This window comes from Nocardioides sp. WS12, assembly GCF_014108865.1.
Taxonomy (GTDB): Bacteria; Actinomycetota; Actinomycetes; order Propionibacteriales; family Nocardioidaceae; genus Nocardioides.
Map to the genome: position 1 here is coordinate 2,267,397 of NZ_CP053928.1, position 12,714 is coordinate 2,280,110.

A 12,714-nucleotide genomic window follows, 5' to 3' on the forward strand; every position below is an offset into this window, starting at 1 on the left:
CTTGTACCGTGCCGAGCATGCTCCCCACGTTCGGCGCGCTCCGCCGCACCGTCGCCCTTGCCGCCTGCCTCAGCCTCGCCGTCGTGGGACTGGCCACGACCAGCCCCAGTTCGGCAGAGCCGGCATCTGCGGGGGAGACGTCGACGTTCCCGGTCGCTGAGAACCTGCGACACACCGGTCGTTGGTTCACAGACCAGGACGGCCGCGCCGTGGTCATCCACGGCACGAACATGATCAACAAGTTCGCGCCGTACACGCCGGATGCCCTGGGCTTCGGTGAGGACGACCTGCAGTTCCTGGCCGACAACGGCTTCAATGCGATCCGGCTCGGCTTCACGTGGGCGGCCGTCGAACCCCAGCCCGGCCAGTACGACGACGTCTACATCGACAAGATCGTCGACCTGGCTGCCGCCGCAGCCGAGCACGGCCTGATGCCGGTGGTGAACTTCCACCAGGACGGCTACAGCGAAACGTACGGCGGCAACGGTGCTCCCGCGTGGGCGAGCATCTCCTACGGCATCCCCGGGCTGACCTTCCTGCCGGCTCCCGCCAACGTGCTGCCGGGTGCGGCCATCGCCAACGAGAACTTCTGGCGCAACGTCAAGGCGCCCGACGGCATCGGCCTGCAGGACCACTACGCCGCGGCGTGGAAGCACGTCGCGCAGCGGTTCGGTGATGATCCGAACACGGTCTTCGAGATCGACAACGAGCCGTCCCCGGGGATCCTCGACGTGGCGACCTGTGCCCTGCCCATCGGGTGCCCGCTGTTCGACGTACTCAAGCTGGCGCCGTTCCACCGCAAGGTGCTGGCGTCGATCCGGCAGGTCGACAGTGACCGCCTTGTCTTCGTCGAGCCGCAGGCGTTCTTCGGCCTCGGTGCACGGACCTGGCACCCCTCGATGAACGACCCGCAGGTCGGGTTCGCCTTCCACAACTACTGCGCGCTGGCCCTGGCGCCGGTGCCCCTCCCGATTCCGTCGCTGCCCTGCGACGTCCTCACCGGCATCAACCTCGCCAACGCCCAGGCGCAGTTCAAGGCGACCGGCGAGCCGCTCCTGATGAACGAGTTCGGCGCCGGTGACACAGACGTCGTCGTGGAGAGCCTGCTCAACCAGGCCGACAAGCAGATGCTCAGCTGGATGCACTGGGCCTACTGGGGACAGGACTTCGGGCACGACGCGAAGTACGGCCTGATCAACGACATCAGCAAGGCGCCGACCGACGACAACATCAAGCAGGGACTGCTGACGGTACTGACCAAGCCGGCGCCCAAGGTCGTCGCTGGAACGCCGCTGAGCTGGAACTGGGACAAGGCCACGTCGACCTTCCAGGCGTCGTACTCGACGGCTCGTGCGGGTGGCGGCGGCAACTTCCCGGGTGGCTCGGTGTCGGAGTTCTTCGTGCACCCGCGGTTCTTCGCCAACGGCTACCAGGTCCAGGTCACCGGCGGCACGGTCACGTCGGCGCCCAACTCTGCGCGCCTGACGGTCTCCTCGCTGCCGGGGGCGGCAACGATCACCGTGAAGGTCACGCCGGCTTCGTGACGTCGGAGGCCCGCAGCGTCCAGTTCGGCGTACGCCGTTCGCGCCACGCTGCGGGCCCTTCGGCCGCATCCGGGTGGCCCATCAGGATCCGATGGGCCTCGGTCTCTGCGTCCGCGATGTGCTCGGGGGAGAGGTCGGACCACAGCAGTTCCTTGCTGAGGGCCAGGGCCGCGGGGCTCACGTTGGTCGCGACGTCGCGGGCGATCTCCAGTGCTGTGGGGAGTACGTCGCCGGCCGGCAGGGCTTGATTCGCCAGACCGCGCGTCGCCGCTTCGGAACCGCGGATCGTGCGGCCGGTGAGCAGCATCTCGGCCGCGACTGCGGTGCCGGCGAGACGACGCAGCGTGAAGTGGCTCTGCGCGTCGCCGATCATGCCGCGGCGCACCTGCGGGATCGCGAGTTTGGCGTCCTCGGCAACGATCCGCAGGTCGCACTGCAGGGCGATGGTGAGGCCGATGCCGATCGCGGGGCCGTTGATGGCGGCGATGACCAGTTTGCGCACCTGCCAGGCCGGCGGCTGCACTGGCGAGGCGGAGAACGCCTCGTCCGGATCGTCGAACGCACGCGAGCCCGGGCTCAGGTCGGCTCCGGCGCAGAAGGCCGTACCGGCGCCCGTCAGTACGACGGCCCGGACCGCATCGTCCTCGTCGCAGGTGCGCAGCGCGTCGCCGAGTGCGCGCCCCGTCGAGCGCGAGAAGAGGTTCAGCCCGTCCGACCCGGCCAGGGTGATCAGGGCGACGCCGTCGTCGACGACGAGCGTCACCGCCGTGCTGGCCGGGGTCGTCACGGTCGTAGCGCCGTGACCAGTTGGCTGATCAGGTCCAGCGACGGGTCAGACCCGGGGAAGTAGCAGCAGACCCGTTCTGCGTGGCTGCCGAAGCGGTCGAGCAGTTGCTGTGCGCACTCCTGCGGCGTACCGACCACGGCCAGCCGGGCGAGCAGGTCGTCGTCGATGAGGTGCGCGCTGGTCGCCAGCTCTCCCCGTCGTACGGCGTCCGCGCACTGGGGTTGCAGATCAGCTCGGCCCTCGACCTCGAGCACCGGGCGGTAGGCCGGCGTGGAGGCGTAGAACGCCAGCAGGCGGCGGACGCCCTCGATGGCACCGGCCAGTTCCGCAGGATCCGACGCCATGGCGAGGATCGCCTGCGGGTGGATGGTGAAGCCGCTGGCGTCAGCCTCGCGTCGGCTCAGACCTTCCTCGATTGCGGGCAGCGTGCGTTCGGTGAAGTGCCGTGCGGAGTTGAAGGGCATCACCAGCAGGCCGTCGGCCACCTCTGCCGCAGCGCGCGTCATCGCAGGCCCCAGTGCTCCGAGGAGCACCGGCGGGACGCCGTACTGATTCGGGCCGGGGTTGAACATCGGCGGCATCAGGTCCAGGCGCGTGTACTCGCCGGTGAAGTCGAGCCGGGTGCCGTTCTGCCACGCGTCCAGCACGGCCTTGACCGCCTGCACCCGGTCCTTCATCTGCGCGACGGGCCGGTCCCAGGTGGCGCCGTACCGTCGCTCGATGTGGGCCTTCACCTGCGAGCCCAGTCCGAGCCGGAACCCGCCCCGGGACAGGGTTTGCAGGTCGTAGGCGAGGTTCGCGAGATGCATCGGACTGCGGGGGAGTGCGATCGCGACATTGGTCATCAGGTCGATCGGACCGCAGGACGTCGCCGCCACCGCGAGGGGGAGGAAGGCGTCGTGGGCCCCTTCGAAGGTGAAGAGTCCCGCGACGCCGGTCGAGGCCAGTTCCTGCGCACGGGCCGCCACGTGGTCGGGCGCTGCGTCGAGTCGGATGTCGACCGCGAGGCCGGTCACGCCAGGAACCGCTCGATGTAGGGCGCGAAGCGCTCGGTGAGCTCGTCGACGTCCAGGCCGAGGTCGCCTGCCCGGTAGTCGATGGTGCCGTTCCGGCCCTGCACGTGGGTGTCCAGGTAATGGGCCATCTTGTCGCGCGCCTCCTCGGTGACGACGTCGCCCGCCAGCCGGATCGCCCGTGCGGCAGTGTCGAGTTCGTCGGCCATGAAGTCGCCGAACCGGACGTCCATCGTCCGGAGTTCCGGGACGTGGTCGCGGTCCTTGAGCAGGGTCGAGAGCATGGTGTCGAGGCGGTCGCTCCAGTCGCGACCGATGGCGAACGCGTCGACGGACTCGAGGTTCATCCGGCGGCTGTAGGCGAGCATCGTCGCCATCGACACGGTGACCCGGGCGGGATCGCGGTGGGTGAGGACGACGGTGGCGCCGGGGAAGACCGCGGCCAGCGTCGGCAGCTGTTCGAGGTGCTGCGGCGACTTGAGTAGCCAGCGTCGCCCGCCGTCGAGGAACTGCAAGGCCTGCAGTTGCAGGCGCAGATGACGGTAGTGCGGGGTCTGGTCGTGCGCGAGGTAGTGCTCCCGCGACGCCGGTACGTCGACGAGTGTCTCGAACAACATCGAGGAGAAGTCGTTGGCCAGCAACTGGATCTCTTCGTGCACGTGGTCGGTCGTCATCTCGTGCATGGCGCGGAACAGCGGCATGGCCTGGTCGACGAACTCGATCGCCTGGTCGCAGCGGCCGCGCCGCGGGTCCGGCTCGACTCCGGCTTCCGCGGGCAGGGGGAAGGGCTCGAGGCTCTCCCAGTAGGGGAGGGTGCGGAACAACCCGCTTGCAGCAAGGAGATTGTGCAGGTGCGTGGTGCCGGTGCGGGGCAGCCCGGCGATGATGACCGGCGGCGCGAGCTCGATGTCACGGATCTCGGGGTGTCGCCCCAGCAGGTCCTCCAGCAGCAGCCGGTTCTTGAGGTGCTGGGTCAACTGGGAGTGCAGCATGACCTGACCGGCGCCGGTCAGCGGCAGCACGTGGATGGCACCCAGCAACACGTCGAGACGCTCCCGGTAGTCGTCCGGGCCGAAGTCGTCGAGACCGGTCTGCGCGACGGCCGCGGCGTGCAGGCTCTCGGACGTCAGCGGCAGGTCGGGAGCGAGGGACCCGAGGAACGTCTGGATCTCGACCACCTCCGGGGTGAACGTCGGTGTGGCCAGGTCGTCGATCACGACGGGTTGTTGCTGCATGAGCAATACATTACGATCAATAACGAAATGAAAGCAACGACTTCCGAGACCAGAACCGCGGGAAGACCGCGCGACCGCCGGATCGACGAGGCGGTCATCGCGGCGACCCGCGAACTCCTCGCGACCGAGGGGTACGCCGGCCTGTCGCTCGCCGCCGTGGCCACCCGCTCGGGCACCAACACTCCGGCGATTTACCGGCGCTGGGAGTCGAAGGCCCACCTGGTCCACGAGGCCGTCTTCCCCGAGTCCCTCGCGACAGGCCTGCCGTCGACCGGTGACCTGCGTACGGACGTGGAAGCACTCGTGCGCGGCAGCGCCCTGCTGTTCTCCGATCCGGTGGCGCGAGCCGCCCTGCCCGGCCTGCTGAGCGATCTGGTGCCACATCCCGAGCTCCACCGTGAACTGATGGACCAGCTGTGGGTGTCGCGAATCGGTGAGGTCCAACAACTCCTCGACGACGCCACTGCGAAGGGCCGGGTACGACGCGGCGTACGTGCCGACCATCTGCTCAACATCATCGGTGGCAGCGCGCTCCTCGCGGTGTTGACGCCCGGACAGACCGTGCTCGACGAAGCGTGGATCAACTCGATCTGCACGTTGGCGCTGGAAGGAATCACGACATGACCACCACCGGCTGGCAGTCCACGGCGGCCTGGCACGAACTGCTCGCCGGTCTCGGCGAGCTCGAGCAGACCTTCCTGGCTGGTGACCGTGCCGTCGAGGGCGAGACGGGAGTCGTCGACGGTTACCGGATGCTCGCGACCGCGCTCGGGGTCGGTCTCGACACCTACCTGTTCGCCGAGAAGAGCCGGCCCGTCTTCATCGAAACGGTCAATCCGTTCCGGCGGGACCGCCGCTGGGGTGGCGACAACACGGACGCCTGGTACTCCTACGCACCCCTGGACCCGCGCCGCTCCTACCTCGTGTCGGGTCACCGCGGTGACAGCGTCTACTTCTCGCTCACGGTCTACAACGAGCCGTCGCCCGGTGCCTGGTCGGACCGCGTGATCGGTGTCCTCAACGACAGCGACCTCGCCATCGACGAGGGCGGGAACTTCGAACTGCTGCTCGCTCCCGAGCGGCCGGCCGATTGGTCCGGCCCGTTCATCGAGCTCGCCGATGATGCCGCGGTCGCGTTCACCCGCGACTACCAGGCGGACCCGCGGACGGGCAGGCCCGTGACCTGGCGCATCGAGGCACTGGAGGGAGCCGACCCCATCGTGCGGAGCGACGGAGCCACGGCGACCGCACTGCGATCGACGCTGACCTGGTTGCGCACGATGACGGCCATCGTGCCGCTCCGTCTGGGGGAGCGGATCGACGGCGACCGCCTCGAGCTCGGCCACAACGCCGCGCAGGTGGCCAACGAATTCGCGGATCCCTACCAGGTGCCGGACTTCAACTTCGGCTGGTCGGCCACCGACGCGTGCTACTCCTTCGGCAGCTACGACCTCGGGCCGGACGAGGCGCTCGTGGTCACGCACCAGCCGCCGACCTGCCGGTTCTGGAACCTGACGACGTGGAACCAGTTCATGGCCGGCCACACGGCGACGGACGGGCGCACCTCGCTCAACATGACGACGGCGAAGCCGAACTCCGACGGCACCGTGACCATCGTGATCGCGCGGGACCGGCTGGATCACCCCAACGCGATCAGCACGCTGGGCCAGCCGCGGGGGAGCCTCGCGTTCCGCTGGTTCCTCGGGGACGTCGTACCCGCGCGACCGGAGGTGCGGCTGGTGTCGCGCAGCGAGGCGCCGACCGAACTGCCCTGACGCGAATAGCACGGACGGCCTGTGTCCGGATCACCCATTCGGGCCATTCCCCGTCCCGCTGGTCTCCGTCACTGTGAGGTGGGGAGGACAACGGACGGGGGTCCCGGATGTCCACAGTTTCACGCCGCGCGCTCGTGGGTGGCCTTGCGTGGGTGCCCGTCGGACGCCTGCTGCTCGGCACCGAAGCGGCCGCAGCTGCGAGTCCGTGTGCCACCCCGACGGCCTTCCCGTCCGGGATCACGCCTTACCGGCAGGTCTTCCAGAACTGGTCCACGGTGATCCGTGTCGAGGACGCATGGACCTGCCGCCCGACGAACGTCGAGGACGTCATCCGGCTGGCCAACTGGGCCAGGTCATCGGGCTGGCGGCTGCGCCCGCGCGGCATGGGGCACACGTGGTCGCCGCTGGTCACCGGTGAGGACGGTTGCTCGCCGCCGGTGCTCCTGGTCGACACCCGCAGCCTGACAGGCGTCGAGGTCGACACGGAGACCCGGCGTGCGCGCGTGCGGGCCGGGACGTTGCTCGACGACCTGCTGGCCGCGCTCGAGGCGAAGGGGCTCGGCCTCGACGGGGGCGTCCCCACCATCGGCACGATTACGGTCGGCGGCGCGCTGGCCATCGGTGGACACGGTGCATCGGTGCCGGCCGTCGGCGAAGTGCGGACCCCCGGGACGACGTACGGAAGCCTGAGCAATCTGGTCACCGAACTCCGCGCCGTCGTGTGGGACGCGGACGCCGATTCGTACGTGCTGCGCACCTTCGTCCGCAGCGACCCCGAGATCGGTGCGCTGCTGGTCAATCTCGGACGGGCCTTCGTGTACGACGTCGTGGTCCAGGCGGGCGCGAACCTCAAGATGCGCTGCCAGAGCTACGTCAACATCCCCGCCACGACGCTGTACGGCGCCACGGCGGGTCCCAACTCGTTCGCGGACCTGCTCAACCGCACCGGACGTGTCGACGTCGTGTGGTTCACCTGCACCGAGAAACCGTGGGTCAAGACGTGGAAGATCACGCCGGTGAAGCCGCCGCTGTCGCGCGCGGTCACCAAGCCCTACAACTACCTCTTCGTGGACAACATCCCGCCGGAGGTGGCTGCCCTGGCCAGTCAGCTGGTGGCCGGGAACCCGATCTCGACGCCGATCTTTGGTCAGGCGATGTACGCCGTCGTGGCGGCCGGCCTGCTGGCCACCGTGTCCGGGGACCTGTGGGGTTCGGCGAGGAACGTCCTCGTCTGGGACGGCGCCAACAGCCTGCCCTCGCACGACTTCGGGCTGGCCGTGCTGTGTCGTCGCGCGGACGTGCAGTCCGTGGTGCACCGCTACGTCACGAAGCACCGGGCGGTCGTGGACGAGTACGCCGCGCGCAACGAGCACCCGGTCAGCCTGACCCTGCACATCCGGGCCTGTGGCGTCGACGTACCGACGGACGTGGGGGCGGGCGCGCAGGTCCCCACGCTCTCGGCGGTGAGTCCGCGGCCCGATCACCCGGAGTGGGACACGGCCGTCTGGTTCGAGACGCTGAGCCTGCCGGGCACCACCACGTTCCCGGAGTTCTGCGCCCGGATGGAGACGTGGGCGACGGCGGAGTTCCCGGGCCTGCGTGTCGAGTGGTGCAAGGAGTGGGCGTTCACGGACGCCGGTGGGTTCACGGACGCGGATGCGATCGCCCACCGGATTCCGCAGTCGTTGCGCGCCGGGCGGTCGGGTCAGGACACCTGGGATGCCGCGGTCGCGACCCTGCAGGACCTCGACCCGCACGGCGTCTTCACGAGCGCGTTTCTCGAGCGGGTGCTGCCGCCTACCTGATCGAGGAGCGGTATTCGCGTGGCGTCTTGTCGAACCAGCGTCGGCAGGACCGGTTCAGGGTGCTCTGCTCGGCGTACCCGAGCAATGCCGCGATCTGGCCGAACTGGAGGCGCGGGTCGGCCAGGTACTTGGCCGCAAGGACACGACGCTCCTGGTCAATCACCTCGTGGCAACCGGTGCCCTCGCTCGTCAGGTGCCTGCGCAGCGTGCGCTCGTGCATGCCGAGCTGGTCGGCGATGTCGTCGGCGGTGCAGTGACCCGTCGGCAGCAGTCGGCGGACGAGTTCGGCCACCCGCTCGGACATGGAGGCAGTGTCCGGCAGGTAGTTGGCCTCGAGGTACTTCGTGGCGATGCGCCGGGTCTCCGGGTCCGCACTGTCGATCGGCCGCGCGGCAAGGTCCGCAGGGATCTCGAACCCGCACCATTCCTGAGCGAAGCGGACCGGACAGCCGAACGTCTCGTCGTACGCCGCCGTCGAGCCCATCTGTTCGTGCAGGAAGGACACCGTGCTGAGGCGCGCATCCGGTCCGCCCAGGAGGCGCAGCATCAGGACAGCGTTGGCCATGCTCAGTTCGTAGCCCTGGCGTGCGTCGGGGGCGGACGGCTCGATCACCTCGTAGGTGAACCGGATCCCGGCTCCCGCCCCGCGCGGTTCCGCCGTGAGGACCAGGCCGGGGGAGTGCACGTAGAGATAGCGGGCGATCGCCTGCAGCGCCTCCTGCACCGTGTCGGAGTTCCGGGCGATGACGGCGACCGGACCGAGGATCCCCAGTCCCTGCCAGCGGACCAGGCGGAGCCCGAAGTCGGCACAGTCGAGTTCGTCAGCGGTGGTGGCCAGGATCCGCACGACCGCATCGAGGGGCACGAGCGCATCGTCCTCACGCTCGACGCCTTCGCGAAGACCGAACCGCTTCAGGAACGGCGCCGGATCTCCGCCGAGCTCACGAACCAGATCGGGATAGCCCCACAGGCCGGTGGATCGGATCAGGCTTCCCACCGCGTCTCCACTCCTGTCCGGAAATGACAAGAGTATGTGTTGCCGCGCTCCGCTGCGCAACGACTCGGTGCGACCGGAGGCGGTCGGAGACGAAGCCGGCTCCGGACGTTGCCAGCGGGATCCAGATCGGGATGAGCATGAAGGCGAACGTGCCGACGAGAGCGGTCATGACGAGACCTCTGCTGTCGCACGTGGTGCTGTGAACTGCTGGTCGGCGTCCTTCAAAACCGTCTGGACGACGCGATGGCGCTCGGTACGGACGTCGAGCAGCGGGTTGAGCAGCCCGCGCAGGACCGAGTAGCCGGTCCATCGCCGTGGAGCAATGGTGCGCGCGCTGCGGCGCTCGATGCCGGCGACGACGCTCGCGGCCGCCTCGGCCGGGGTGAGCTTCTTCATCAGGAACGCCGGGAACGTGGCGAGGAATCGCGCTGCGATGTCGTCTGCAAAGCCGTCCCGCGTCATGTCGGTGTCGATGAAGCCGAAGTACGCGACACCCGCCGTGGCGCCGTACTGCGCCAACTCGCCGCGCAGGGCGCGTCCGTACTGCTCCACGCCTGCCTTGGACATTGCGTACGGCGCCATCAGCACGCCGTTGACGAAGGCATAGATCGACGAGGTCACCACGACGTGGCCACGGTTGGCGATCACGTGGGGCAGTGCCGGGTGCACGGTGCGGTGCACGCCGAGCTGGTTGACCTCGAGCACGCGCTCGAAGACGGCCGGATCCATCGTGCGCAACGTCGCGACCCGGGGTGCGATGCCGGCGTTGGCCACGACGATGTCGAGGCGGCCGAAGGCGGCGACGACCTGGTCGACGACGCCCTGCATGGCTGCAGCGTCGGTGACGTCAACCGCGAGCCCGATGGCCCGGTCGCCGATCCGCGCCGCTGCGGCCTTGGTGGCGGCCAGGTCGAGATCGACCAGCGCGACCGAGGCGCCCCGCTCTGCCAGTTGGCGGGCGGTCTCGAACCCGATGCCGCGCGCGGCGCCGGTGACCAGTGCGACCTTGCCGCTGATGGAGTAGTTGCTCATGCGGTGCGCACCTCGATTGTCGTGGGAATGGTGTGGCCAGGGACGTGCTGGCGCAGGAAGGCGACCTGATCGGCCAACAGGCGCTGTTGAACCGGACCGTCGTAGACGTCGAAGTGGTCGACGGGGTACTCCCGCAGCTCTGCCGGACCGCCTGTGCGTTCCGCGGTGCTCCGGGCAGCGGCAGGCGGGGCGACCGAGTCGTTCGCGCCGACCTGGACGAGCAGCGGCGACCTCAGTCGTGAGGCCCGCCCGATCGGCCGGTTGAAGGCGACCTCGAGGGCGACGCGGGCGCGCACCTCGTTGCGCCAGGTGGGTCCGGCCAGGGCCGTGTAGCCCGCGAGCGCGCCCGGTGCGGTCAACACGGCGTTCGAGCCGGGCTCACCGACGACCGGGATGTGGTGCGGGGCGCGACCGAACAGGCCACGGGCCGCGTCGCGGAGGCCGTGGACGACCAGCGGGAGCAGTCGGCCGAGTCCGCCGTGCCGGTACATCGCCATCAGTGCGGCGAGTCCGTCCATGGCGGGAGTCATCGATACGACGGCCGCGATGCGTCCGTCCGCGACCGCAACCGGGACCACATGTCCGCCGGAGTACGACGTCCCCCACAGCACGATTCGCTCGGGATCGACTCCGGGCAACTGCCGTGCCGCCGCGATCGCAGCGACGTAGTCGACGTGCTGGCGGCGGAAGGACACGTGCTGGCGGGGTGACCCGCCCGAGTCTCCGAACCCGCGGTAGTCGAACAGCAGGACGTCAAGTCCGGCGGCAGCGAACCCTTCGGCGTACCCGAGGAGGCCGGTGTCGCGCGTTCCGCCGAAACCATGGGCCATGACGACGCACGGCCGCCCGTGATCGCCCGCGAAGTGGTCGCCCTGGCCGGGAAGGTGCCAGGCCGCACAGGGAACGCCTGCGCTGCGAAAGGTGATGGCGTCCATGTCAGCCGACCTGGGCGAGGGTCGGGCGCAGCGCTTCGAAGTGCAGTGCCCCGTCATCGATGGCGTCCTCGAGGAGCACCCGGGAGTCGCGGCCGTAGTCCATCTCGACCTTCCACGGTCCCTGCTTTCCTTGACGGGGGAGCGTGTCCTTGGCCCGCTGCACGTAGCCCGACTGCAGGGAGTCAAGGATGCCGTCACCCGTCGCGCAGCCGACGGTGTCGCGGGGTGTCGCGACGTCGTACCCGTGGTCGTCCATGTGCTGCAGGAGGCGGCAGATGTACTCGCCGGCGATTTCGGACTTCAGCGTCCACGGGGCGTTGGTGTAGCCGAAGATCCACGCCAGGTTGGGCACGTCCTCGACCAGCACGGCCTTGTAGGTCATCTGGTCATGCAGTTCGTGAACCTCGCCGTCGACGGTCAGTTTCAGTCCGCCGAGCATCTGCACCTGCAGGCCGGTCGCCGTGACGATGATGTCCGCCTCGAGCTCCTGGCCGGACTTCAAGCGGATGCCGGTCTCGGTGAACGTGTCGATGTGGTCGGTCACGACGGAGGCGTCACCGGCCTTCAGCGCCTTGAACAGGTCGCCGTCGGGAACCGCGCACAGCCGCTCGTCCCACGGCAGGTAGTTCGGCGTGAAGTGGGCCATGTCGACAGCCGGCCCGACCTGACGTCGTACGTGCGAGAGCAGGAAGCGGCGCATCGCTTTCGGCCAGCGGCGGCACGAGACGTAGATGGCGCGCTGCAGGGCGATGTTGCGCTTGCGGGCGAGCTGGAACACCACGTTCTCGGGCAGGAAGCGGTTGAGCGCCGCGGAGATCTTGTCGAACGCCGGCACCGTGAAGATGTACGACGGTGAGCGCTGCAGCATCGTCACGTGCTCCGCCGTACCGGCCATCGACGGCACCAGGGTCACGGCCGTCGCGCCGCTGCCGATGACGACGACCTTCTTCCCGGTGTAGTCGAGGTCCTCGGGCCAGTGCTGGGGGTGGATCTGCTGGCCCTGGAAGTCGTCGGAGCCCGGGAAGGTCGGCAGGAAGCCGGCGTCGTGGTTGTAGTAGCCGGTGGCGCTGACCAGGAACGTGCAGGTGTAGGTCACCGTCTCGCCGGTCGCTTCGCGTTCGGCCGTGACGGTCCAGCGGCCCTCGTCGCTCGACCAGTCGGCGGCCACGATCTTCACGCCGTAGTGGATCTTCTCGTCGATGCCGTGCTCCGCAGCGGTGTCGGCGATGTAGTCGCGGATCGACGCGCCGGGCGCCAGGACCTTGTAGTCGACCCACGGCCGGAACTTGTACCCGAAGGTGAACATGTCGGAGTCCGAGCGGATGCCCGGATACCGGAACAGGTCCCAGGTCCCACCGACCCGCTCCCGGCGTTCCAGGACGGCGATGGTCTTGCCGGGGTGCCGGCTGGTGATCTGGCAGGCGGTGCCGATACCGGACAGGCCGGCACCGATGACGACGACGTCGAAGTGGTGTGTGCTCATGTCCACCACGATGCGCGCCAGCAGACGTGAGGGTCTTGACGGACGAGGACACTGTTTTGGCTTTTCCGGACACCCCCTCGGGGACGGCGCCTTCGACTCAGCCTTCGA

General features: G+C 69.0%; 11 protein-coding genes. 4 read left to right on the forward strand and 7 right to left on the reverse strand.

Annotation, left to right across the window (positions count from 1 at the left end):
• Positions 1-17: 17 nt before the first annotated feature.
• Entirely contained in the window at positions 18-1,544 is a 1,527-nt protein-coding gene (locus tag HRC28_RS10970; protein WP_182380110.1) for a cellulase family glycosylhydrolase, read from the forward strand.
• Here the strand turns inward: HRC28_RS10970 and HRC28_RS10975 are convergent.
• The 3 genes from HRC28_RS10975 to HRC28_RS10985 are packed head-to-tail and all read right to left on the reverse strand — an operon-like array spanning position 1,528 to position 4,579.
• Positions 1,528-2,331, reverse strand: coding sequence for an enoyl-CoA hydratase-related protein (locus tag HRC28_RS10975; protein WP_182380111.1), 804 nt, complete (start codon positions 2,329-2,331; stop codon positions 1,528-1,530). The genes HRC28_RS10970 and HRC28_RS10975 overlap by 17 nt on opposite strands.
• The gene (locus HRC28_RS10980) at positions 2,328-3,347 is read right to left on the reverse strand and encodes a TIGR03617 family F420-dependent LLM class oxidoreductase (RefSeq protein ID WP_182380112.1); all 1,020 of its coding nucleotides are present in this window, start codon (positions 3,345-3,347) and stop codon (positions 2,328-2,330) included. The genes HRC28_RS10975 and HRC28_RS10980 overlap by 4 nt, the downstream gene beginning before the upstream one ends.
• Positions 3,344-4,579 (reverse strand): sulfotransferase, encoded by a 1,236-nt coding sequence (locus HRC28_RS10985; protein WP_182380113.1) that lies wholly within the window; start codon positions 4,577-4,579, stop codon positions 3,344-3,346. The genes HRC28_RS10980 and HRC28_RS10985 overlap by 4 nt, the downstream gene beginning before the upstream one ends.
• Positions 4,580-4,606: 27 nt before the next feature.
• Between HRC28_RS10985 and HRC28_RS10990 the strand changes: the two genes are divergently transcribed.
• From HRC28_RS10990 to HRC28_RS11000, 3 genes are all read left to right on the forward strand, one after another.
• Entirely contained in the window at positions 4,607-5,203 is a 597-nt protein-coding gene (locus HRC28_RS10990; RefSeq protein ID WP_182380114.1) for a TetR/AcrR family transcriptional regulator, read from the forward strand.
• Positions 5,200-6,354 carry a DUF1214 domain-containing protein gene (locus HRC28_RS10995; RefSeq protein ID WP_182380115.1) on the forward strand — a complete coding sequence of 385 codons (1,155 nt, stop codon included), beginning with the start codon at positions 5,200-5,202 and terminating at the stop codon, positions 6,352-6,354. The genes HRC28_RS10990 and HRC28_RS10995 overlap by 4 nt, the downstream gene beginning before the upstream one ends.
• A gap of 107 nt (positions 6,355-6,461) precedes the next feature.
• A complete protein-coding gene (locus HRC28_RS11000) occupies positions 6,462-8,159 on the forward strand; it encodes a cholesterol oxidase substrate-binding domain-containing protein (protein WP_182380116.1) in 1,698 nt (565 codons plus the stop codon).
• Here the strand turns inward: HRC28_RS11000 and HRC28_RS11005 are convergent.
• The 4 genes from HRC28_RS11005 to HRC28_RS11020 form a co-directional block, all read right to left on the reverse strand.
• Entirely contained in the window at positions 8,152-9,156 is a 1,005-nt protein-coding gene (locus HRC28_RS11005) for an AraC family transcriptional regulator (protein WP_182380117.1), read from the reverse strand. The genes HRC28_RS11000 and HRC28_RS11005 overlap by 8 nt on opposite strands.
• A 165-nt stretch (positions 9,157-9,321) precedes the next feature.
• Complete coding sequence (locus HRC28_RS11010) at positions 9,322-10,188, reverse strand: short-chain dehydrogenase/reductase (RefSeq protein WP_182380118.1); 867 nt, start codon at positions 10,186-10,188, stop codon at positions 9,322-9,324.
• Positions 10,185-11,123: an alpha/beta fold hydrolase gene (locus HRC28_RS11015; protein WP_182380119.1), complete on the reverse strand. Its 939-nt coding sequence runs from the start codon at positions 11,121-11,123 to the stop codon at positions 10,185-10,187. Before HRC28_RS11015 ends, HRC28_RS11010 begins: the two co-directional genes overlap by 4 nt.
• A 1-nt stretch (position 11,124) precedes the next feature.
• Positions 11,125-12,606, reverse strand: coding sequence for an NAD(P)/FAD-dependent oxidoreductase (locus HRC28_RS11020; protein ID WP_182380120.1), 1,482 nt, complete (start codon positions 12,604-12,606; stop codon positions 11,125-11,127).
• Positions 12,607-12,714 lie beyond the last annotated feature (108 nt).

Coding starts and splice junctions, on each gene's coding strand:
- HRC28_RS10970 (WP_182380110.1), top strand. CDS start 18: ATGCTCCCCACGTTCGGCGCGCTCCGCCGCACCGTCGCCCTTGCCGCC.
- HRC28_RS10985 (WP_182380113.1), bottom strand. CDS start 4,579: ATGCAGCAACAACCCGTCGTGATCGACGACCTGGCCACACCGACGTTC.
- HRC28_RS10990 (WP_182380114.1), top strand. CDS start 4,607: ATGAAAGCAACGACTTCCGAGACCAGAACCGCGGGAAGACCGCGCGAC.
- HRC28_RS10995 (WP_182380115.1), top strand. CDS start 5,200: ATGACCACCACCGGCTGGCAGTCCACGGCGGCCTGGCACGAACTGCTC.
- HRC28_RS11000 (WP_182380116.1), top strand. CDS start 6,462: ATGTCCACAGTTTCACGCCGCGCGCTCGTGGGTGGCCTTGCGTGGGTG.
- HRC28_RS11010 (WP_182380118.1), bottom strand. CDS start 10,188: ATGAGCAACTACTCCATCAGCGGCAAGGTCGCACTGGTCACCGGCGCC.
- HRC28_RS11015 (WP_182380119.1), bottom strand. CDS start 11,123: ATGGACGCCATCACCTTTCGCAGCGCAGGCGTTCCCTGTGCGGCCTGG.
- HRC28_RS11020 (WP_182380120.1), bottom strand. CDS start 12,606: ATGAGCACACACCACTTCGACGTCGTCGTCATCGGTGCCGGCCTGTCC.